This is a genomic window from Aquimarina sp. AU58 (genome assembly GCF_900312745.1).
GTDB classification, from domain to species: domain Bacteria; phylum Bacteroidota; class Bacteroidia; order Flavobacteriales; family Flavobacteriaceae; genus Aquimarina; species Aquimarina spinulae.
In genome coordinates, this window is sequence record NZ_OMPD01000014.1 from 2,414,011 (window position 1) to 2,436,242 (window position 22,232).

At 30.4% G+C, this 22,232-nt stretch carries 23 protein-coding genes; 17 read left to right on the forward strand and 6 right to left on the reverse strand.

What is annotated here, in order from left to right:
• Positions 1-2: 2 nt before the first annotated feature.
• From DK441_RS21855 to DK441_RS21895, 9 genes are all read left to right on the forward strand, one after another.
• Positions 3-722 (forward strand): PoNe immunity protein domain-containing protein, encoded by a 720-nt coding sequence (locus DK441_RS21855; RefSeq protein ID WP_109852727.1) that lies wholly within the window; start codon positions 3-5, stop codon positions 720-722.
• A gap of 12 nt (positions 723-734) precedes the next feature.
• The gene (locus DK441_RS21860) at positions 735-1,280 is read left to right on the forward strand and encodes a DUF6630 family protein (protein ID WP_109852728.1); all 546 of its coding nucleotides are present in this window, start codon (positions 735-737) and stop codon (positions 1,278-1,280) included.
• Between the two features lie 151 nt (positions 1,281-1,431).
• Positions 1,432-1,605 (forward strand): hypothetical protein, encoded by a 174-nt coding sequence (locus tag DK441_RS26790; protein ID WP_160112224.1) that lies wholly within the window; start codon positions 1,432-1,434, stop codon positions 1,603-1,605.
• A gap of 187 nt (positions 1,606-1,792) precedes the next feature.
• Positions 1,793-2,680, forward strand: coding sequence for a hypothetical protein (locus DK441_RS21865; RefSeq protein ID WP_160112225.1), 888 nt, complete (start codon positions 1,793-1,795; stop codon positions 2,678-2,680).
• 163 nt (positions 2,681-2,843) lie between these two features.
• Positions 2,844-3,461 carry a hypothetical protein gene (locus DK441_RS21870; RefSeq protein WP_109852730.1) on the forward strand — a complete coding sequence of 206 codons (618 nt, stop codon included), beginning with the start codon at positions 2,844-2,846 and terminating at the stop codon, positions 3,459-3,461.
• 61 nt (positions 3,462-3,522) lie between these two features.
• Positions 3,523-4,389: a hypothetical protein gene (locus DK441_RS21875; protein WP_109852731.1), complete on the forward strand. Its 867-nt coding sequence runs from the start codon at positions 3,523-3,525 to the stop codon at positions 4,387-4,389.
• A 64-nt stretch (positions 4,390-4,453) separates the two neighbouring features.
• Positions 4,454-5,446: a hypothetical protein gene (locus tag DK441_RS21880; RefSeq protein ID WP_160112226.1), complete on the forward strand. Its 993-nt coding sequence runs from the start codon at positions 4,454-4,456 to the stop codon at positions 5,444-5,446.
• A gap of 136 nt (positions 5,447-5,582) precedes the next feature.
• A complete protein-coding gene (locus DK441_RS21885; RefSeq protein ID WP_109852733.1) occupies positions 5,583-6,011 on the forward strand; it encodes a hypothetical protein in 429 nt (142 codons plus the stop codon).
• A 217-nt stretch (positions 6,012-6,228) separates the two neighbouring features.
• Positions 6,229-6,987 (forward strand): hypothetical protein, encoded by a 759-nt coding sequence (locus DK441_RS21895; RefSeq protein ID WP_109852735.1) that lies wholly within the window; start codon positions 6,229-6,231, stop codon positions 6,985-6,987.
• Positions 6,988-7,055: 68 nt separating this feature from the next.
• Here the strand turns inward: DK441_RS21895 and DK441_RS21900 are convergent, their stop codons facing one another.
• Entirely contained in the window at positions 7,056-7,595 is a 540-nt protein-coding gene (locus DK441_RS21900) for a hypothetical protein (protein ID WP_109852736.1), read from the reverse strand.
• A 651-nt stretch (positions 7,596-8,246) separates the two neighbouring features.
• Between DK441_RS21900 and DK441_RS21905 the strand changes: the two genes are divergently transcribed.
• Positions 8,247-9,080, forward strand: coding sequence for a kelch repeat-containing protein (locus DK441_RS21905; protein WP_109852737.1), 834 nt, complete (start codon positions 8,247-8,249; stop codon positions 9,078-9,080).
• Positions 9,081-9,166: 86 nt separating this feature from the next.
• Here the strand turns inward: DK441_RS21905 and DK441_RS21910 are convergent, their stop codons facing one another.
• From DK441_RS21910 to rlmH, 4 genes are all read right to left on the reverse strand, one after another.
• A complete protein-coding gene (locus DK441_RS21910) occupies positions 9,167-10,522 on the reverse strand; it encodes a DUF5458 family protein (RefSeq protein ID WP_109852738.1) in 1,356 nt (451 codons plus the stop codon).
• 11 nt (positions 10,523-10,533) lie between these two features.
• Positions 10,534-10,980 carry a hypothetical protein gene (locus tag DK441_RS21915; protein WP_109852739.1) on the reverse strand — a complete coding sequence of 149 codons (447 nt, stop codon included), beginning with the start codon at positions 10,978-10,980 and terminating at the stop codon, positions 10,534-10,536.
• A 62-nt stretch (positions 10,981-11,042) separates the two neighbouring features.
• Complete coding sequence (locus DK441_RS21920; RefSeq protein ID WP_109852740.1) at positions 11,043-13,526, reverse strand: ATP-dependent Clp protease ATP-binding subunit; 2,484 nt, start codon at positions 13,524-13,526, stop codon at positions 11,043-11,045.
• A 446-nt stretch (positions 13,527-13,972) separates the two neighbouring features.
• Positions 13,973-14,446, reverse strand: coding sequence for a 23S rRNA (pseudouridine(1915)-N(3))-methyltransferase RlmH (rlmH, locus tag DK441_RS21925; RefSeq protein ID WP_109852741.1), 474 nt, complete (start codon positions 14,444-14,446; stop codon positions 13,973-13,975).
• A 140-nt stretch (positions 14,447-14,586) separates the two neighbouring features.
• Between rlmH and nadC the strand changes: the two genes are divergently transcribed.
• The 7 genes from nadC (at position 14,587) to priA (ending at position 21,495) form a co-directional block, all read left to right on the forward strand.
• On the forward strand, positions 14,587-15,444 hold the full coding sequence (gene nadC, locus DK441_RS21930) for a carboxylating nicotinate-nucleotide diphosphorylase (RefSeq protein WP_109852742.1): 858 nt from the start codon (positions 14,587-14,589) through the stop codon (positions 15,442-15,444).
• A gap of 3 nt (positions 15,445-15,447) precedes the next feature.
• Positions 15,448-16,371, forward strand: a complete 924-nt coding sequence (locus tag DK441_RS21935; protein ID WP_109852743.1) for a YihY/virulence factor BrkB family protein — start codon at positions 15,448-15,450, stop codon at positions 16,369-16,371.
• Positions 16,372-16,405: 34 nt separating this feature from the next.
• Positions 16,406-16,966, forward strand: coding sequence for a chalcone isomerase family protein (locus DK441_RS21940; protein WP_109852744.1), 561 nt, complete (start codon positions 16,406-16,408; stop codon positions 16,964-16,966).
• A 145-nt stretch (positions 16,967-17,111) separates the two neighbouring features.
• On the forward strand, positions 17,112-17,675 hold the full coding sequence (locus DK441_RS21945) for a chalcone isomerase family protein (RefSeq protein ID WP_109852745.1): 564 nt from the start codon (positions 17,112-17,114) through the stop codon (positions 17,673-17,675).
• Positions 17,676-17,778: 103 nt separating this feature from the next.
• Positions 17,779-18,216, forward strand: a complete 438-nt coding sequence (locus DK441_RS21950) for a DUF2147 domain-containing protein (RefSeq protein ID WP_109852746.1) — start codon at positions 17,779-17,781, stop codon at positions 18,214-18,216.
• A gap of 114 nt (positions 18,217-18,330) precedes the next feature.
• Complete coding sequence (locus DK441_RS21955; protein ID WP_109852747.1) at positions 18,331-18,897, forward strand: chalcone isomerase family protein; 567 nt, start codon at positions 18,331-18,333, stop codon at positions 18,895-18,897.
• A gap of 144 nt (positions 18,898-19,041) precedes the next feature.
• Positions 19,042-21,495, forward strand: a complete 2,454-nt coding sequence (gene priA, locus DK441_RS21960; protein WP_109852748.1) for a primosomal protein N' — start codon at positions 19,042-19,044, stop codon at positions 21,493-21,495.
• On the opposite strand, the gene DK441_RS21965 is transcribed toward priA, so the two are convergent.
• Positions 21,492-22,199, reverse strand: coding sequence for a LytTR family DNA-binding domain-containing protein (locus DK441_RS21965; protein ID WP_025666968.1), 708 nt, complete (start codon positions 22,197-22,199; stop codon positions 21,492-21,494). The genes priA and DK441_RS21965 overlap by 4 nt on opposite strands.
• Positions 22,200-22,232 lie beyond the last annotated feature (33 nt).

A 22,232-nucleotide genomic window follows, 5' to 3' on the forward strand; every position in this document is an offset into this window, starting at 1 on the left:
AAGTGATAAGAGACAGTATTAAGACAACAGAATATTTTAATATATTTATTCAAAGGGAAAGAGAAAGAATAAATAAATTTCAAGATAAATTAGATAAAAATGAAATTAAAGAAGATAGGGTAATTTCTGTAAAAAAAAAGATATTTAATATACAAAATGGGCTTATAAATGCCAAATATTCTTATGGAAATGAGATCTCAGAAATTAAAGAAGATTTTGTGAAATTGATTCCTAAGATATCTAAATACTGGACTTCAGTAAGTGGGTATGTAGATATGATTTGGATACTATCTTTAAGCATTTTATTAGATATTAAGGATACTGAATTTGAAGAAATTGTTGAAGTTTTAAAAAAAGACAATCCAAATGACATATTAGTAGATTTTTTGATTAATTCGCAGTCTAAAGATTGGAATATAAAAGCAACAGGCTTCAAATTTAATACTCCTTATAAGAATCTAGAATCGGTAATAAACGAAACAGATAAGGAAAAAGCAATTGAAAACTTAAAGTTATATCTGGATAAAAAATGGTATCAAGGTCATAAAGCTCTAGGAGTAGGCTGGGTAGATAATCATAAAAGTAAACATGATACCTATTCTGGTTACTGGTGTTGGGAGGCAGGTGCTTTGGTCAAAATATTAGGATTAGATGATAGTAGCTTAAAAGAACAACAGTATTACCCTTATGATATGGTACATTATAAAGAAGAATTAGTGTAAAACATAACTAGTATGAAAGATCCAGAACTTATACTTGTGTTATCCAAACTATTTTGCAAAGATAAAACTTTGCAAAAAGAAATCGAATTGGCAATAACAACCCCAAAAAAATATATAGAACGTTTTCAAAAGGATTTGCTAAAACGAGGTATTCGTGAAGACGTTGATAGTATACCTTGGATAGCATTGGTAGATGGGTTGTATCGTAGAAATTTACTAAAAGAACTAGATTGGAAATCTGATCCAGAAGAAGTTATAGTAATATGCACGACCTTATTAGAAAGTTATCCAAAGTTCGATATCATATTTAAAGAACTATCCTCTATAGAAACAGAAGAAGATATCGAGGATATAGAAGAGTTTATTCCTACAATAAACGAGAAATTAATTCTCTTTGATTTACAAGTAGTGGTTATTGATATTAATAGTGATAGTTATCCATTTACAATACTACCAATACCCCAAGTAAAAGAGGCCATAGGTTTGGCAACATCTTCAGGTTATGGAGAGATAAAACCATATACAGCTCCTAAAAAAGAATCTCGGTTTTTGATTTAACCTATTTACAATTAGTTTTTTAAAGCACAAGATGCTGATTGCATAGGTATGAAATTTGAATAATTTTCAGTTGCATACTACAAGTCTATTGACTTTTTCATAAAAGGATCGGAAAAATTGGTTTTGGAAGAATTACAGCAATAATCATTCATTGATTATATCACAATTTTCAGAAACGACTATTGGAGGGCTTACATCGGCAGAAGGTTCTGAAAAGGGACATACCATTTTACTTTATTTTTTCAAAACAGATGAGAAGATTGATTACCCAAATGGTCAAATTGAAGCCATTGGAAAAAGATTAGTGAAGCGTTTTTCAAGATAAGAATAGAAAATTTTTGAATGAGAAGTATATAAATGCAAAAAGAAGTAAATTAGAACATTCTTATTTTTATTTATCAAAGGATATTTCTACTGGTAATTATAATAATTTCAGATAGAAAATCAAAAATAGCAAAAACTATTCTTCCTAAACTTGAAACAAAAAAAACCATTAAATTTGGAGAGGCGAAATGATGAAAATAACTTCAATATTGATTATTTTAATTTGTTTTACTGGATGTAAAAAGAAAAACGTGCAAAAAATTAATCAGGAGGAAACCTCTCAAAATAATATAAAGAAAGATAAAATGAAAAATAATGTGTATTTTTTAAATTATGATTTTGAAGGTTACTATGAGATATTTTTTAATGGAATTAGTGTTACAAGAAATTATGAATCTGGTGTTTCTAATGGTTTTAGATATTTGAATCCGTTAATTAGTTCTTCAGGAGAGCAAATTATTTCCATAAATTATAAAAAATCAAAACTCAAAGAAAATTTTTCTGCAAAGCTATTGAAAGATGTATCATTAGAGATTTTTATGAGTGAAACGGGTCAAGAGCCTCCTTTTAAATTAATTAAAAAATGTGTATTTCCTGAAATAACAAATAAAAGTATAGATTCTATTTCTCATTCATGGGTTTTTAACTCAGATGTTTCATATAATATAAGAACTCTTCAAAATGCAAAAAAAATATCAAGCGAAGATTCTATTGAGATTATAAAAGATGTATTACAATTTTATAAAAAAGTTCATGCTATAGTAAATAATGCAAAAACTGATGATTTTTTATCCTTGTATAAAAAATCTCATGATAGAGAGATAATCTCAATGGGTTTATCCAAACCTGAAATTTCTAAATATCTAACTTCAATTGTCCAAAGAGTCGAATCTAGTGCAGGTTTTATGCAACCTATAAAAGATTATGAATTAAAAATTCATCCCAATGGAAAAATAATAACTCTAGAGAATTCTATAGGAAAAACTCCTTTATATTCTGAGGATAATAATGGTAATATAAAAACTTATGGATTAATGCTCATTAAAAATTCTGATGGAGAATTAGAAGTTTATTAGCGTGAAGATAAATTTGATGAGGATTAATAAATCATAACCTTTTACTTGTAGTATATTACATGGTAACCTGATAATTTTTTGAATTTACCGCTCCCAATATTGGTGTAGGTATTGGTATTGGGTATGGTGAACACAGAGTTATGAACTAGAGGGAAGAATATTAATGAACCCCATTATTGGAGCCAATGTTACTTTGGATGTGTTGGCTTTGGGTAGTAAAATTAAGCCTTGGGGAGCTATTATTGATGCTCTGGATATTGCAGCTTGGTTGGCTGAGTTTTGTTCTGGTGGCAAGGTAGAGCTTGAATATCAGATTTTGGTCAAATTTACTGCCGAAATACTATTGGTAGGTGCAGGAAGTAAGGATGGAAATAATAAACCAGCAGAGTTAACCTATAATTTTGCCAGCAAGAAATATGCAGGAAATATTGCATTACAAGGAAGGTTAAAAGGAGAAATCATATTTAAGTTTGGTATAAAGTTAAAAGCTAAAGTAAAAGTGGCAAGACCTGAAGTTGGTGAAGAAGAAAATCAAAAAATGAAAGAAGTTGCAGGAGCAGGTATTGAAGCAGGTGCGGATTCTGAAGTAGCTTTGACTTTAGGTAAAAACTTTGGTGAAAGAGATAACTTCACTTCAGATTTTTATTTTTCTGGTGTTACTGTGTTTATCAAATTAAAAGGTGGTAGAAAAAAAGAAAAAGATGAAGCTAAAACTTTAAAAGTAATTCCAGATTTTGAAAAATCTTTTGACGTATTAAAAAATAAAGGAGAATATAAATGAAAATAAGAAATTGTTTTATTTAGCAATCTTATTCCATGGTTGTAAAGGGCAAAATAAACAAATGAATATAGAAACATTAGACATGTACGATAATACGATTCTTAAGTTAGCATATTATTTAGATTTTAATCTAATTATGCATTATGAAATTTATTTAAACGATATAAAAATTACGAGTAACCGAAGAATGGGCTCTGTTTCAGGAATGGAATATTTAAATGAGTTTATCTTGAACTCTGGAACACAAACGATACGACTTGTTGATAAAAATTTGGGTCATGAGAGTAGACCATTACCTGACAAGATTTTTGACAAAATGAGTATGGATATTTATACTTCTGATGAAAATGAAGAAAATATTCAGAAAGTAAAAGAATTAGATTTTCCAGATATCCCAACACCCAATCCTTATGTTTTTGAAAAAACATGGACTTTTGAAGCTAAAGTACCTTTTAACCTTGAAGGGTGGAAAAATGGGAAAGACCTGACCAAAATGGATGAAAAAGAATTAGGAGAAATGGTCATAGATAAATTTCAACATTTCCGTAGACTGTTGAATAATGGGGATGTTGATCAATTTATGGAAGAAAATAAAAAGAATTTTGAAGAGTTTGTTATTGCCAATTATTATCAAAAAGGATGGTCTGAATACAACGAAAACATTAGAGAAACCATTGGTAATCAGAAAGGTAAAATGTTGCCGCTAGAAAATTATACTATGAAAATTTATGGTAATGGCAAATTGGTAACTTTAGAAAGAAACGATATTAATAAAATCTTTTTTGGTAGAAGTGCTTTAATGGCAATATGGGAAGAGAAAAATAAGCTTTATGATGATTATATTCTTTTATATATGCCTAAAGATAAAAATACCTTAGAACCTATTAGAGCAATAATTGATTATGATATTTATGATACTTCAAAATAATAATTGCACTTTACAAAAATGTGATTTTGTAAAGTCTATTATCTTATTGATCTATATGTTTTTATTGACATGCAAATTGTATGGTCAGATAGATAATACTAATGGCCCAGAGCAATGTGATTGCTCTTATAAAAACCTAATTGGGAACATAAATGATTTTACAATAATAAAATATGATCCAATTGTAGATGCAGAAAGTAAACAAATAAAAAAAGGAGAGGAAATTGGTAAAGAATTTACATGGATCTATGATAGTAATAATAAATTAGTAAAAAGAATACTCTATGCTAATAGTGATTCCCCAGTATCTGAAACAATAATAAAATATAACAAAGATGGTCTTAAAGAAAGATCTATAAGTTATGAAAACAATGATACAATAATTAACAAAATTTTTTATAATAAATATAAGAAAGAAACATCATGGAAAACATTAAAGAATAATGTTTTGATGTCTAAGATTGAGAATATATACCTCAATGATTCTATTCTTAAAAGTAATAGTACTATATTCTATGATAAAGATGTAGTAGACCTTATGATTATAGAAAAGTTTGAATATTTTAATCAAGGAGACTCAATTATTAAGAAAACATTTCGAGATAATGTACTATCAGAAAAGAATATCACTTCAACAAAAGATAAAAAAAAAGAAACTTATCTTATTGATAAAAATGATGAATTAAGTATGTACATTTCTGAAACATACAACCAATTGGGATTAGTGAAACATAAATACATTTTCAATGGACTCTCAGAGTCCTACGAAACTTTTACTTACGACTTAAATAATAATTTGATAGAAATTAGAAAAACTGATAAAAATAATATTTTAAAAGAATTAAGAATATTTACTTACGATAAGCAAGGAAGTTTTGTTAGTGATACTTGGAAGTCATACTCAGATGGTGAGGTTTTTAATAGTAGTAAAACTAAAATAGTTTATGAGTATGATGAAAGAGGTAATTGGATAAATTGCATTAAGTTTTTAGATTTTTATAATGAAATGAAAACACCCTATACCTATAGTTCTCGAGAAATAAACTATAGGAATTAAAAGAGTTTGGCTAGTATTATTTATCTAAGTACATGACAAAAAATAATGAATGCGTGCTTAATTAATTGATTGTTAGTTGTTAATGTGAGAGTGTTTTTTATTAAATACTTAAAATAAGAATATATAGATAATCACTATGTCTAATTCAAGTATGGGATGTCTTTCTTATGGGTTAATATTTTTTTTAGTGTTATTAGGAGGGTATTTAACCTATTTAGGAAGTAACACAATTATAAAAGGAATTTATTATGAGATTTACGGTATAGAAACTAGAGGAAAGATTATAGAATATATAGAAATTTGGGATGAGGATGAAAATACTTATTATTATCAGCCGATTATTATGTATTCAGACATAAAGAATATCTCATATACTATTCAATCAAAATCATCAAGTAATTTAAAATCAATCAGTACTACCCGAAGAATTTTGTATTTAGAAAAAAATCCCAAAGATGGGATTGAGGCAGGGTTTCTATACATGTGGGTTTTCCCTGTAATTCAATTGTTTTTTGGGATGGTATGCCTTGGAGTTCTGTATACTATTAGTAAACAAATAAAATAATAGTGTAAAAAGCTTGATGTGTATTAGCATTAGGGAGTAAATTTAAGCCTTGGGGACTCATTATTGATGCTTTAGATATTGCATCATTTGCTGCAAACTTATTTTTAGGAGCTAAAATACGAGTTAAAAGTCTAAGTACTGGGTTATATATTAGTAGTTTAAAACAAAACAAAGCAGTGAGCATCGCCCCTTTACGCCACCTTAAAAACCCAGAAATATGGTAGATTTTAAAAGAGAAATTACCCATACGGGATATAAGTTCGAAAAACAACTCAAAAAATACTATCATCGGGTAGAAAAACAAATATTTAAGTTACCTCATGGAATGGATAAACTTAGTAAAAGGGAGGAAGAAAAATACCGATATACCACTGATCAATTTATTATGTTTCATACCAAAGGTTCTATAACTCCTCTTTTAGGTGGAGGTATATCTCTAATATTAGCTTTAATTTTTGTGGATAGTTTTTTTTCAGGAGAAAAGTTAGAATGGTTTGAATTATTTATCTTTAGTTTATCCTGCATTTTAACATTTTTTTTTGCCATATATTATTTTACTAAACCTAAAAAAGAACAGATACTAAATCGAAGGGATGGGTTAATTACTATGACAGGGTTTTATTGGCAAAAAAACATTACCATGCCTTTTAAAGATTGTTTATTTGCGTATACTACAGGGGGGGGAGATGGTACAGGAGCTTTTATGTTACAAGCCATTCGACCTACCAAAAGTCGACTAAATTCATATGACGATTTTATGATCTCAGCCGATTGTTATGATTCTATGTCCTTAATCTGTTGGTATATGGACAAAAATAGGCCTTTACCTCCAGGAGATGCATTTGATGAGTTTCGCCAACAAGATTATGAGCGCCGTAAGGCAGAGGGGTTCCCACGCCCTTTATATCCAGGTATTGCTACACCAGAAGCAACAAAAGAACAACAAAAAGAACGAATGGCTATTGGTGGTTGGTAGATGTTAAATGACTTTTTTCTATTGAAATAGGTTTTTTCAATGGGTTAAAACTAAGTGCAAATCTAATATCATTGATTCAATAATGTTATGGGAATTGTATATGCACTCAATATAGGTTGACTATTCTCATCCAATGCAGGAGCAATTGTCTTAATATTATTAATAATTAATTTTAGATCATAAGACAACGTCATATCTTGAGATTTTACATCTATATTTTTGATAATTCCATCAACGTCAATTACAAAATTCAAAAAAATCTTAATTCTTTGATGTTCAACTAATGATTTATACTTTTTTAACTCAAGTTTATCTACAATACTTTTCTGAATAGTATTATTCATACAGTTTCTTAAGTAACTACTATCTTTTCTTTCCTGACAATCTTCTAAAACGGGATATTCTGAAATAATGATATTTTTAAGATACCCATCATCAACTTTAACTTGTTTAAAAATAGAATCAACCTTTTGTTTGGCAACAATATTTTGTTGTGTATTCCCTTCTATTGGTAAAAAAATGACTTTTTCATTTTGAGTCTTCAGTACTTGAAACTTTATCCCTTGGATAAGTCCAAATGTTATTTTTTCCTCAAAATCAACAGGCATAATGGTTAATAACTGTTTCTTTTCTAAAGAAATTAAATTTTCTCCTTTTATTATACGCCAAATAGAATTCTCGAGATCTTTAATATTTCTTTTAATTTCTTGATTTTCGCCATCATAAATAAACGAAAAACGACCATTTCCTTTAAAATGTAGAATAGTTTTAGCTAACTCCTCAAATATTTTTTTTTCTCTTTTATCAGTGAATGTATGGTTTAGAAATAGAAACCATTTCTGTAGATTAAGCTTGTATTTCTTTACAACGGGTAGTTATTTCTGTAGAAGACAAGGTTTTGAAGATAATTTTTTATTGACAGTTTTATCTCATTATCAGAACAGGATATCTTGTTGTATTGTGGAGGGGAAAAAAGAAGTATATAGCATACAAAATCAATGATATTCAGAAACCAAAATAATTCATCCCTAATTATACGGTATTCATCACAAAATCCAAATAATGCTGTATCTCCAATAAGGATTGTATCTATTTTTATCATGATAAAAAATAAGAGTTAAATCATCAGAAAAAATAATAGTTTGATTATGTCCTGATTTCTTGAAAATCAAATAATCAGGATATTTTATTTTTTATGATGATTAAGTTTACTCACTCAAAACTGAATAAAGAAATAGAAATCTAATAAAAAGTATAAAATGATAGAAGAGCTAGCGGTGGTTTCAGAAATTGATAATATAATGTTCAATGATAGGTTTGGTCATTCATGTATCGTTTATAATGATTCTTTATGGATTATAGGTGGTATATCTATGAATGATGACCATGGTGATGTAGTATGTAGTAAAGATGGTAGACGATGGGAGTCTGTAGTAGAAAAAGCGCCTTTTGGGGATATACACGATCACTCATGTGTTGTATTCAATAATAAAATTTTACTTATAGGGGGATGTGGTGATGATTTTTGTAATTCTGTATGGTATAGTGATAACGGAAAAGACTGGAAAATTCTTAATGATAGCCCTGGGTTTTCAAAAAGAGGGCATCATACGGTAACTTTTTTTCGGGATAAGCTATGGATAATAGGCGGGCAGGATAAGAATAAAATACAAGATGATATTTGGGTGAGCAGTGATGGAATACATTGGGAAGAAGTAACCAATAAAGCCGTTTTTGGAGCCAGAAGAGGGCATGCAACTGTTGTGTATGATGATAAAATTTGGATTATAGGGGGATACAATGGTCTTTTGCTGAATAGTATATGGTCTAGTGAGGATGGGATAAACTGGAAGCTGGAAATTGAAAACCCAGCGTTTGCAAAACGGAGAAGTCATTCATCTACCATTTTTGATGATAAATTATGGGTCATTGGTGGAACAAAAAACAATAATTTTGAGTATCTGAATGATTTTTGGTGTTCAACCAATGGGATAGATTGGGTGCATTTGGATGACTCAAAACTCTATGCCAAAAGAACAAACCATACATCGACTGTGTTTGATAATAAAATTCATGTTATAGGAGGGTGCTGACATAATGATTCGTTTTTTAAACAAGAAAATGAAAAAAGACTGCTTGTTGTTGGCAGTCTTTTTTCTTACTAAAAGTAGTTAGTAGTTTATTGTTGTTCATATTCAGAATTCCATTCTGACCCATCATCTCCTTTTTGCCCATCCATTTTTATCATAAAATTCTTGGCAGGAAAATATGGTCTCATATGTATATCCAGATGTATTTGATCTTTTTGTAAAGGATCCTGCTCAAAACGTTTGATAGAAAAGTCTTCTATAAGCTTATCTGGTCCAGTAATCCCATCAAGAAATTTTACAATTTGACCCATGAGTTCTTTACGTGTTCTGGCATTAAAGTTCTCAAAAGCTCTTCTGTTTAGGAAATCCATTAATACTTTGGTAACATAATCAAATACACGAACAACAGAATAGGTTTGTAATCCAAGATTATCTCCATTAAATAAAGTTTTGGCAGAAAATGCCATTACTTTTCCATATTCATTTACCATAGGTACCAGACCTAATTTTTCTAGTTGAGCAATTTCTCCTTTTTTAAGATCAAAACGCACACCATCTACCTCATTCATTCCACCAAACTTTTTACCAGCGGTAACTTGAGACATTAGTGTTTTGTATATTTTACCTCCTAGAGCACTAGACGGTGGCACAAATAAATCTTCATCTTCACCTACTTCATCGTGTTTGCCTCTACCAACAAGCCAATTACATGCCATGATAATATTAGAACGATATTTGTCTCCTCCTGTAAGATTAGCAGCTTCAAACAGTTCCATAACATCATCAGGTTCATCAAGATGTTCAAAATCAGTAACCATCATTACTTTGTTTTCATGGGCAATTTTTGCCCATTTCTCTATAACTTTATTAGAACCTAAGTACCCAGGAACAATTAAAAGCCCATAATTGTCTCTTAGATCTAAACGATCATAGCCTTGAACCAATTCTTCTTGTACAGCATCAATAAACCTTGTGTTATCAAGATCTTTAAGTTGTTCTAGTTCTGCATTCAGGATATTTATATTTTTTACTTTTTGAGACTCTGTGTTTTTAAAGAATAATGCTACAGATCTATAGGATTGTTCGAGCTCTCTGGTTTGTTCTAAAGCAGTGCCTAGATTTTTTTTAAGGGACTCTGCTGCTACCTCAGATTTTTTTTCTGATTCTCCAACCATTTCTGATAAATCATCAGAAGATGAGAGTATTTCATTCCATATTTCGAGTGTCTTCTCTAATTTTTGCCTTTCTAGTTTTTTTGAAGATTCTGTAAGAAATATTTTTTTTCTTGCTTTACGATCAGGATTCATGTTTTGCACATCATCAATACATGCTTCCAATAGGTCAAACCCGCCGTATTTTATAAGCTTTTCTTCGTTTATTTTAAGCTCCTGAGCTGGATTCTCTATTTTAACATTTTTATCTGCTTTCTTTCCTAATAATGCCATGTATTTTTTTTTTAGCCTTGTTGTAGTTCTGCGATTAATGATTGAATAGATTTTAAAAGAGCTTCTTTAGCTTCAGGATCTGCCAATGCACTTTTTAAGATTTTATTGGATTTCAGTTGTTTGATTATTTTAAGATATTGATCTTTTTCTGTATCTAAATCATTTAAATATTTACTTTGATCAATAATTCCTTTTTTACCAAAATTTCCTAAATGGCTAAATTTCAGTGTTTCTTTTGTCTCTATTCCTTCAGCATCTTCGAATTCGACTTCTATTTCAGGGTTGTAATTTTCAAAAACATCATCAATCGATTTTAGCCCAGTTACTATCTGAGGTTTTAAAGATTGGTCTTGTGTTAATTTTTGAATGAGCAATGTTTTATTCTGCCCAATTTCGAGAATCGCTTCATTAGCGTCAGTTTTTACTTCTGTTCCTCCTAATCCGTATGTATTGTCCATGTAAATACGTATTTATGTTTGATAAATTATAAATATACTAAATTTTGTCACAGGTTATAGAATTAACTATAATTCCATATCAATTTTTCTTCTTTTACGTCTAATTGTACTAGACTTCCTTTACTAATCTTACCTGTAATTATTTTTTTTGATAATGATGATCTTAGTTCTGTTCGTATAATTCCTCTTAAAGGTCTTGCTCCATATTTTGGAGTAAACCCTTTATGAGCAAGGAATTCTTTGGCTTTTTCGGTAAGCTCTAAAGTTATCTCTTGTTTATTAAGGGCTTTGTACAGATCTTTCATCTGAATCTCAAATATCTTAACTACATTATTTTTTGTTATTGGAGAAAAAGGAATAATTTCTGTAAGTCTTCCAAGAAATTCTGGTCTAAAATGTCTTGACATTATTTCAAGAAGATCTGTAGATTTAGGAATTTCTCCTGCTGAAAAAGATTTTATAACGTGCTCACTACCTATATTAGAGGTAAATAAAACTACAGCATTAGAAAAATCCCCGGTTTTACCTAGACGATCATTTAATTTTCCTTCATCGAGAATTTGTAGAAAAATGTCAAAAACAGATGGATGAGCTTTTTCTATTTCATCAAAAAGAACAATAGAGTACGGTTTTTGTCTAATTTTATTGACTAATAATCCACCTTCTTCATACCCAACGTAACCTGGAGGTGCTCCATATAATAATGCAGCAGAATGTTCTTCTTTAAACTCAGACATATCAAACCTAATAATAGCTTCTTCTGTCTGAAATAAAAATTCTGCCAAAGATTTTGCTAATTCTGTTTTCCCTGTTCCAGTAGGGCCTGTAAAAAAGAATGAACCAATTGGCAGACCAGGTTTACTTAATCCAGATCGAGATTCGAGAATAGCCCCTGTTATAGTTTGAATAGCATGATCTTGGCCGATAACTCGCTTTTTTAAATGATCTTCCATAGTAAGTAAACGCTCTTTCTCATCTGCCTGAAGTTTACCTACGGGAATACCAGTTTTATTAGCAATGGTAGAAGAAACATCATTTTTGTCAATGATTTCTTTCTTTATACTGGCTTTGTTTAAAAATATTTCAAGAACATTTTCTATTTTTTTAATAGCATTTTCTGTTTTTTCGATACCAACAAAATTATCATCATCACCAAGATCTGCAAATAATAAATAACTAAAAATTTGTTTTAGATTTTCCCATTGCCATTTGAGATCTGATATTTTTTCGACTTCCTCTTTCTCAGTGTTTTTAATAGCTTTAATGTCTTTTCTTACATTTTCAACTTTAGCAATTGTAGTTTCTAGCATATAACGAGTGGCAGACATTGTTCTATCTATAAGATCGATAGCTGAATCTGGTAAACTTCTTTCTTTATTAAATCTCTTAGAGAGCCGAATTGCCTCTTCTATAGTATCATTGTCTATATCCAGATTGTGGTGTTTCTTATACTTATCGATAGTATTAGAAATCATAGTTAAAGCATCCTCTTCTGTGGGTTCTTCTAAAGTTATAATCTCAAATCTTCTAGACAATCCTTCATCAACCTCAATATGTTTTCTAAAAGCATCATTGGTTGTGGTTCCAATAAAAGTAATCTCTCCTTTAACCAGTTCTGATTTTAGAATATTTACCAAACCTTGATTTCCACTATCTTTATCGGTAAGGTTATTGAGCTCATCTATTAATAAAACTGGTTTTTCAAATTCTTTTAGAGCGGTAATGATTTTTTTGAATCTATCTTCTACCTCACTTTTATAACTAGCACCCGAAACTAAATGGATAAAATCCAACTCATAGATCTGGGCATTTTTTAAAGCATCTGGTATAGTACCATTTATCATTGTTTCAGAAAAACCATCTAGTAATACTGATTTTCCAACACCAGGCTCTCCTGTAATGAGTACATTGGGTTTTGAATGCCTTCCCAATATCTCCATAATCATTTTTATTGTAGCATCTCTTCCCGAAATATCTTTTAAAGCCTTGTTTTTTGCTTCAAAAGTTTTATCTATACAATATTCTTGTAAAATTTTGGAATCAACTTTATTAGTAGTATTAGAAATATTTTTTTTAGAAATACTATTTTTATTTTTTAAAGACGATGTGCCTCCTGTATTAGCTGCTATTAAAATATCATCAGCTTTGAGAGGTAAAGTTTTTAGTTGTTCATATGAAAACCCTACACCAGGTGTACAAATAGAAACCAATAAAGAGAGTGGCGTAATTTCATCTTCTCCTAATTTTAGTTTAATGCTATCCGCTTCGTTAAAAATTGCTTCAATGGTTTTATCGCCTTCAATTTTATCAGGAATGTTAGTTGTTCTGGGCAAAACCTCTATTCTAACCTCAGACCACTCTTCAAAATAGTAAATATCTCCATTTATCTGATTAAAAAAATCTTTTAATCCAATGTCTTTATGTAAAAGAGCCTTTAATAAATGTGCAGCATTATATTGATTATTATGATATTCTTTAGCAATTGATTGTGCTATATGAATAGTATTTTTAGCCTCTTTTGAAAGTAGATACTCTAATGTTTGCATGAATTTATTTTAATAAGTCAGATGATAGTATACTCTAAATGCCACCATTTCTATTTTGAAACTCTAAACAGGGCTAAGTAAATAATAACTAATGTATAGGATTTCGGTTTTAAGTTTTAATGATGGGGGGATTCAAAAACTTCTTCAAATATAGTAAAAACGATCATTTTTTTATTAAAACTGATCTTGACTTTTTTGATTCAATCGGTAAATCACACTTTTGTATCAAATTAATAACATTTCATATTACATAATAGTATTCTGAAGTTATTAAAAAGATATAGTACAAAGAGAAAACGATAATTTTATGGGGATATATAGACTAGATATGCTTTTCAATCTATGATTGACTTTTGTAGTATGTTTTTAGGTAATTCTGATTGTCTATTCTTCGATATGTTTAGTAATCTTAAAGATGTTATAGAAGAATATATATCTGTTAAATTTTATCTGTGATGGTAAGGCTCGTTTCTTAAGATGGTGAATCCACGATATAATTGTTCTACAAAAAATAAACGTATCATCTGATGCGAAAATGTCATTTTGGATAACGATAGTTTGCTATTAGCCCGGCTGTATACTTCGGGGCTAAACCCATAGGGTCCTCCTATCACAAAAATCAACTGTTTGATTCCGCTATTCATATGTTTTTGTAATACTTCAGAAAATAGTACAGAATCATATTGCTTTCCATTTTCATCGAGCAATATCAATACATCAGAATTTTCTACGTGATTAAGGATTAATTTCCCTTCTTTTTCCTTTTGTTGAGCTTCGCTTAAGTTTTTGGCATTTTTAATATCCGGAATGATTTCAAAACTAAATTTAATATAAAACTGTAACCTTTTGATATAGTTGTTGATAAGGTCATTGAGCTGCTTGTCATCTGTTTTGCCAACAGCAAGTAATTTGATATTCATGTGTATTTAATATTATAATAGTTTTACTCAAAAACCAGATAAAACATAGATTTGTGATGTAAAGTAAATAAAAATACGATGTGCTTCTCACTTCGTACTTCCGACTTCTTTTTTTACATTAGCAAAAATAACCATTCAATATGATTAGCGAAACCCAATTCAATAAAGAAATTGATTTGATAATTACCAATGCCATACGCGAAGATGTAGGAGATGGCGATCATAGTTCATTAGCTTGTATCCCAGAATCAATCACTGGAAAAGCAAAACTTTTAGTAAAGGATGAAGGGATCCTGGCGGGAGTAGAATTTGCAAAAAGAGTATTTAATTATGTAGACCCAAATATGAAGGTCGAAGTATTATTAGAAGATGGATCCAGGGTGAAATATGGAGATATAGCTTTTTATGTTTCAGGAAGCTCACAATCTATTCTTAAAGCAGAGCGATTAGTGCTTAATGCTATGCAAAGAATGAGTGCAATTGCTACCAAAACAAATCATTTTGTGACTCTTTTAGAAGGAACAGGGACTAAGATTTTAGATACCCGTAAAACAACTCCGGGAATACGAGCATTAGAAAAATGGGCGGTAAAGATTGGAGGAGGAGAGAACCATAGATTTGCATTATATGATATGGTAATGCTAAAAGATAACCATATCGATTTTGCCGGGGGAATTACTAAAGCTATAGAAAAAACTAAACAATACCTTTCTAATCAAAACCTTGATCTTAAAATTATTGTTGAAGCTCGAGACCTTAATGAGATAAAAGAAATACTTCAAACACCAGGAGTATATCGAATATTAATTGATAATTTTAATTATGAAGATACTCGAGAAGCTGTAAAATTAATTGGTGATTCGTGTCTTACAGAATCCAGTGGAGGAATTAATGAAGAAACCGTACGCAACTATGCAGAATGTGGTGTAGATTATATTAGTAGCGGTGCGCTAACACATTCTGTATATAATCTGGATTTGAGTTTGAAAGCCGTATAATATATGTCGAAACCCGTAGAAGATAGGCTTAATAAGATTCCTGTGATCAATATATTGGTCAAAATAGGGAAGAAACTTATTCTTCCTGGTTTTGAAGGACTGTCGATATACGACCTAATAGAGATTTATGTAATCGGAATTATAAAAGGTACTTTTTCGGCTAGAGCCAGTGCGATATCATGGAGTTTTTTTCTTTCTCTATTTCCATTCTTATTATTTCTTCTTAATTTGATTCCTTACGTGCCGATAGATGGGTTTGAGGAGAATTTTTTTGAATTTGTTAACGGAGCATTACCTAAGCAATCTTCAGATTTTTTCTCCGGGATATTCGAAGATATTGCATCTAATCCTCGAGGCGGATTACTATCAACTGTTTTTGTACTATCTATACTTTTTATGACTAATGGGATCAATGCAGTTTTCTCTGGTTTTGAATATTCGTATCATGTAACGCTTAATAGAAATTTTGTACGACAGTATGTAGTAGCATTAGGGGTGTCTATTATCGTGGCATCGTTATTGTTAATTACAGTTATAGGAACTTTATACTTTTCGTATTTGGTAGATGATTTAAATAAAATGGGTGTTGTTGATGATACTGTTTTTTGGTTAACATTAGGTAAATATGGCCTATTTGTCTTTATGATATTTGTAATTATTGCTACTTTATTTTATTTCGGTACCTCAGAAGGAAAACAAAATAAATTCTTTTCACCAGGTGCATTTATGACCACTTTTTTGATTATTATTACAACATATCTATTTGGAGTTTATATAGATAATTTCTCTAATTATAATCAATTGTACGGTTCTATTGGAGCAATGTTGATATTAATGCTATATATATGGCTTAATGCTAATTTGTTATTGCTGGGTTTTGAACTTAATGCATCATTAAATCAATTAAGAAAAAATTTTAATACATAATTTTACTAACATAGATTTCTAATAATTTTTTAAAATGAAAAAACTAAGTATATTATTTATAGCGCTTTTAACTATTGTATCTGTTCAATCTCAAACCAAAATTGGTGATGCTACATTACCCAATATGGTAAAATTTAATGGAGAAGATTTAACGATTAACGGAGGAGGCCTTAGAGAAAAATTCTTTTTTGATATTTATGCAGGAGCCCTGTATCTTAAGAAAAAAAGTACTAATGCCAGCGCAATTGCCAAAGCAGACGAAACTATGGCAATTAAATTACATATCCTTTCTGGAATGATGTCTAGAAGTAAAATGGCTAATGCGTTGCGTGAAGGTTTTGAAAAATCAACTAAAGGAAATATGAAGCCTTATAACGAAAGAATAGAAAAATTTATAGGCTTTATTAATAATGAAATAGAGGTTGGTCAAATCTATGATATGGTGTATGAAAAAGGAAAAGGAAGTGTGATTTATAAAGATGGCAAAGAAAAAGGATACGTAACAGGGTTGGATTTTAAAACAGCACTTTTTAATATCTGGTTGGGTAATAAACCAGCAGACAAAGGACTCAAAAAAGAAATGTTAGGTCTTTAGTAATCAATAAGATATAATTGTATTTTTGTTAAAAAATTAAGTAAATGTATTTCAAAATGTTGTGCATGCATAATATTTTTTATATTTGTGCGCTTTAAAAATTAAGTTTAAACAAATATTAATACCCCAAATACCTTTAGTTATAATGAAAAAAATTACTTTAGTACTGGTAGCCCTAATTTCCCTATCTACTGCTACTGCGCAAATTAGAGTTGGTAAAGCTATTTTGCCTTATGAAGAGAATTTTGGTGATACCGATTTGAAATTGAATGGTGCCGGAATGAGAAAAGTGCTTTGGATTGATATGTATGCAGGAGGACTTTATTTAACAAAAAAAAGCAAAGATCCTAAAGAAATCCTTGATGCAGATGAAACTATGGCTATAAAACTAAATATTGTTTCTGGTTTTGTTACCCAAAAGAAAATGATAAAAGCGGTAAAAGATGGCTTTGACAGAGCTACTTTTGGTAATACTAAAGCTTTAGATGAGAGAATAAATAAATTTATCAAATTTTTCTCAGAGCCTATAGTAAAGAATGACATCTTTGATATTGTATATATTAAAGGTAAAGGAGTGGCTGCTTTTAAAAATGAAAAAGAACTTGGAGTAATCAAGGGGCGTGATTTTAAATATGCATTATTCAAAATTTGGCTTGGAGATGAACCAGCAAGTGAAGAAATTAAAAATGGAATGTTAGGTATACAATAACCTAATATCATTAATATAATACGCAAAAAGCTATCGGTTTTACTCGGTAGCTTTTTGTTTTTACCATATTTTTTTATCTTAGAATGTATAAACACAAATTATCATGAAAATTATGAATTTTCGTAATATCCTTTTTGTAGCAATAGTATTAGTGTCTGTAACAATAAGTGCTCAACAACAAATAGTAGGACAATGGAAAACTATTGATGATACTACTGGCGAACCACGATCTATTGTTGAAATTTATAAGAAAGGAAACAAACTGTTTGGGAAGATTTTACAGGTATTAGATGAAGCAGAGAGAAATAAGTTATGCATCGAATGTAAAGGCAATGACTATAATAAACCTATAGAAGGAATGGTAATTATTAAAGAACTTGAAAAAGATGGGAATCAATACGAAGATGGTACTATTATGGATCCCGAGAATGGCAAAGTATATCGATGTAAAATCTGGATTGATGAGGATAACCCAAATGTGCTTAATGTAAGAGGGTATATAGCTTTTTTATATAGAACACAAAAGTGGATTCGAGTATAATAATCACAACATATTTCTTTCTTGAAATTTAAAGGATTATAAATTTTAACAATTCTTTTGGTTAGGTTTTAAAAGATTTAGGACTAACTCCTTGAAATTTTAAAAATCTAAACCATGAAAAAAATAATTACATTAACAATTGTAGTCCTTATCTCTACCTTCGGCATGGCTCAGGTAAGAGTAGGGGATATCGTATTACCTTATAAAGTTAGTTTTGAGGGAGAAGAACTGTCTTTAAATGGAGCTGGAATGAGAAGTATACTTGGATTTGACACCTATTCGGGAGGTCTATATACCAAGAAAAAATATAATGATCCGGGAGTAGTCTTGGATTCTGATGAGAGTATGTCTATTCGTTTAAATATAGTATCTAAGAAAGTAACAAATAAACGAATGATTAAAGTTTTTAGAAAAGGCTTTGATGATGCAATGTTTGGTAATACCCAAACCTTAGATGTAAGAATAGAAAAATTTTTAAAATTATTTTCTTCGCCAATGCAGATCAATGATTACTTTGATTTGGTATACATCAAAGGAAAGGGAGTCAAAACCTATAAAAATGGTGAAGAGCTTGGTTTTATAAAAGGTCGAGATTTTAAATATGCCCTGTTTAAGATCTGGTTAGGAAATGAACCTGCTTGCAAACTTATTAAAGGAGGAATGTTAGGGTTGAGTAAGTAAGGAATACAAATTTATATAAGCGAGTCCGATTTATTATTTAAATCGGACTTTTTTTATTCTTAAAAATTAAACTTTATTCTATGGGTTAAACTTGTATTTTTGTTGTTTTACACTAAACTATTCCGAATTTTGTTATAATTGGTAATGTCATACTTTATAAATGTAATTCTTCCTATACCTCTTGATAAAGAGTTTACCTATAGTATTAATAAAACTGAAGCTGCATTTTTGCAACCAGGAATGCGCGTGGCTGTTCAATTCGGAAAAAGTAAGGTATATGCTGCTTTGGTAACCAAGGTGCATCAAAACCCACCTTTGGTATATGAAGCAAAAGAAATAGAACATATTCTTGATGAATCACCAATAGTTACTCAACATCAATTAGAACTATGGTCCTGGATTTCTAACTATTATATGTGTACAAAAGGAGAAGTAATGCGAGCAGCACTTCCCGGAGCCTTCTTACTAGAAAGTGAAACTATAATTCTGAAAAATGAAAAATCTCTTTTTGATGAATCCTTGTTAAAAGATGATGAGTTTTTGATTTATGAAGCATTACAATATCAGAGCTTACTTCGCATACAAGAAGTGATGAATATTGTAGGTAAGAAAAATGTACTCCCCGTCATAAAACGACTAATAGAAAAAGAAGTTATTACGGTTCAGGAAGAAATTTATGAGCAATATAAACCCAAAATAGTTCGGTATATTCGATTAAACACAACATATACTAAAGAAGAAGCACTACGGGATTTACTAGATACAATGACCAGAGCACCTAAACAACGAGAGGTGTTGATGCATTTATTTACGTTACAGGCACAAGCTACTAAGCCAATTAAAGTAAATGAGCTTGTAAAAACTTCTAATAGTTCTGCAGCTGTAATACGAGCATTAGTAGATAAGAATATCTTAGATGAATACCATTTGCAAACAGATCGTGTTCAATATACAGGAGAAACGACAGGAAATACCAAACAGCTTAATGAGTATCAACATAAGGCTTATGAAGAAATAAAAGATTCTTTTGAAAATAAAGATGTATGCCTTTTTCATGGGGTTACTTCATCTGGCAAAACAGAAGTATATGTAAAACTTATAGAGCAAGCTATCCAGAAAGAAGAGCAGGTATTGTATTTACTACCAGAAATTGCTCTAACAACACAACTTATTACTCGATTACAGGAATATTTCGGAGAAAAACTCACAGTATATCATTCTAAGTATTCTGTTAATGAAAGAGTAGAGGCGTGGAACAATGTAAAGGCCAAAAAATCAAAAGCGCAGGTAGTTATTGGTGCGAGGTCGGCCATATTTTTGCCGTTTGCCAATTTGGGATTAATTATTGTAGATGAAGAACACGAGAATACCTTCAAGCAATATGACCCTGCGCCTAGATATCATGCCAGAGATACAGCAATCGTCTTAGCAAAAATGTTTTACGCCAAAGTGGTGCTGGGTTCTGCGACTCCAGCTCTTGAAACGTACTATAATGCCCGACAAAAAAAGTACGGATTTGTACAATTGACCAGAAGATATGGGGATGTACTAATGCCAGATATTAGTTTAGTAGATATAAAGACAAAATATCGAAAAAAAGAAATGACAGGTCATTTTAGTGACACCTTGTTAACAGGTATTCACAACGCTTTAAAAGAAGGAGAGCAAGTTATTCTTTTTCAAAACAGAAGAGGATATTCTCCTGTGGTAGAATGTAACACTTGTGGGCACTCTCCCCAATGTCCAAATTGTGATGTTAGTCTTACCTTTCATAGCTTTAGAAATCAATTACGATGCCATTACTGTGGGTATCATATAGCAATGCCTCAAAAGTGTATGGCTTGTGATAGTGTTGATTTAACGACAAAAGGTTTCGGAACAGAGCAAATAGAGAAAGAGTTACAAGAGCTTTTTCCTGATCATAATATTGGAAGAATGGATCAGGATACAACCAGAGGGAAACATGGATATGAAAAGATTATAAGTCGGTTTGAAGAAGGTGATATTGATATTATGGTGGGTACACAAATGCTCTCTAAGGGATTAGATTTTAGAAATGTGAGTCTGGTTGGTATAATGAATGCTGATAACTTACTTAATTTTCCGGATTTTAGAGCGCATGAACGTAGTTTTCAATTAATGCAGCAGGTAGCGGGTAGGGCAGGTAGAACCAAAAAAAGAGGTAAAGTTCTTATTCAAACTTACAATCCTTTTCATCAGATTTTACAACAGGTATCTGTTAATGATTATACGGGAATGTTTACCGATCAAATTGAGGAAAGGCATCAATATAAATACCCTCCTTTTTATAAAATAATAAAGATTACTGGTAAACATAAAGATTATAATAGAGTAAATGAAGCTACAAATTGGTTAGCTAAATCATTTAGAAACGTATTTAATGAAAATGTTTTAGGACCAGAGTTTCCTCCAATTTCAAGAATACGAAATCAATATCATAAAAATATAGTAATAAAAATACCGCAAGGTCAGTCTTTAAATAAAACAAAAGAGGTGATAAAAAAAATCAACACTTCTTTTAAGAGTATTAAAGAATTTTCGGGGGTAAGAGTTATAATTAATGTAGATAACTACTAATTATTTAAAGCTTCTATCAGAGAATGTTTTTTATGCCTGCTAAGTGGTATTTTTTCATCCGCTATTTCTATATTACGACTATTGTAACGCTCTACTTTATCCAGATTCACAATATAAGATTTGTGAATTCTTAAAAAGCGATCACTAGGTAACTGGGCTTCAAAAGATTTCATTGTAGCTAATACAACAATGGGATCACCTTCTTCCATTATAAGTTTCACATAATCTCCTAAAGCTTCTACATACTTTAATTGATTAAGGAAAATTTTTCTTTTTTTCAGATTACTCTTTACAAAAATATAATCGTCATCTTCTACAGTAGTATTTTCTCCTCCTATACGAGACATACTCAAAGCTTTATCAACAGCAGCGTTAAAACGATCTTTTTTTAATGGTTTTCTTAAATAATCTATTGCATCATAGTCGAAAGCTTTAAATGCATATTTTGTTTTTCCTGTGACAAAAATAATATGAGGTTTATTCTCTAAATCATCCAAAAGATCAAAGCCAGTAAGAATTGGCATTTCAATATCTAAGAATAATAAGTCAACTTGAGTGTCGAGTAAACCATTTTTTGTCTCAATAGCATTATTCCACTCAGCCACTAATTCTAGTGAAGAATGTTCGTCTATTAGCTTTACAATAGCTAGTCTTTGGAGGCGGGAATCATCTACTACCGCACATTTTAATTGAGATTGCTCCACTTGTTTAGTGTTATATATTCCAATACAATATTA

Coding starts and splice junctions, on each gene's coding strand:
- priA (WP_109852748.1), top strand. CDS start 19,042: ATGTCATACTTTATAAATGTAATTCTTCCTATACCTCTTGATAAAGAG.
- DK441_RS21955 (WP_109852747.1), top strand. CDS start 18,331: ATGAAAAAAATAATTACATTAACAATTGTAGTCCTTATCTCTACCTTC.
- rlmH (WP_109852741.1), bottom strand. CDS start 14,446: ATGAATATCAAATTACTTGCTGTTGGCAAAACAGATGACAAGCAGCTC.
- DK441_RS21875 (WP_109852731.1), top strand. CDS start 3,523: ATGAATATAGAAACATTAGACATGTACGATAATACGATTCTTAAGTTA.
- DK441_RS21950 (WP_109852746.1), top strand. CDS start 17,779: ATGAAAATTATGAATTTTCGTAATATCCTTTTTGTAGCAATAGTATTA.
- DK441_RS21910 (WP_109852738.1), bottom strand. CDS start 10,522: ATGGCATTATTAGGAAAGAAAGCAGATAAAAATGTTAAAATAGAGAAT.
- nadC (WP_109852742.1), top strand. CDS start 14,587: ATGATTAGCGAAACCCAATTCAATAAAGAAATTGATTTGATAATTACC.
- DK441_RS21885 (WP_109852733.1), top strand. CDS start 5,583: ATGTCTAATTCAAGTATGGGATGTCTTTCTTATGGGTTAATATTTTTT.
- DK441_RS21945 (WP_109852745.1), top strand. CDS start 17,112: ATGAAAAAAATTACTTTAGTACTGGTAGCCCTAATTTCCCTATCTACT.
- DK441_RS21935 (WP_109852743.1), top strand. CDS start 15,448: ATGTCGAAACCCGTAGAAGATAGGCTTAATAAGATTCCTGTGATCAAT.
- DK441_RS21870 (WP_109852730.1), top strand. CDS start 2,844: ATGAACCCCATTATTGGAGCCAATGTTACTTTGGATGTGTTGGCTTTG.
- DK441_RS21940 (WP_109852744.1), top strand. CDS start 16,406: ATGAAAAAACTAAGTATATTATTTATAGCGCTTTTAACTATTGTATCT.
- DK441_RS21905 (WP_109852737.1), top strand. CDS start 8,247: ATGATAGAAGAGCTAGCGGTGGTTTCAGAAATTGATAATATAATGTTC.
- DK441_RS21895 (WP_109852735.1), top strand. CDS start 6,229: ATGGTAGATTTTAAAAGAGAAATTACCCATACGGGATATAAGTTCGAA.
- DK441_RS21860 (WP_109852728.1), top strand. CDS start 735: ATGAAAGATCCAGAACTTATACTTGTGTTATCCAAACTATTTTGCAAA.
- DK441_RS21920 (WP_109852740.1), bottom strand. CDS start 13,526: ATGCAAACATTAGAGTATCTACTTTCAAAAGAGGCTAAAAATACTATT.
- DK441_RS21915 (WP_109852739.1), bottom strand. CDS start 10,980: ATGGACAATACATACGGATTAGGAGGAACAGAAGTAAAAACTGACGCT.
- DK441_RS21865 (WP_160112225.1), top strand. CDS start 1,793: ATGATGAAAATAACTTCAATATTGATTATTTTAATTTGTTTTACTGGA.
- DK441_RS21900 (WP_109852736.1), bottom strand. CDS start 7,595: ATGCCTGTTGATTTTGAGGAAAAAATAACATTTGGACTTATCCAAGGG.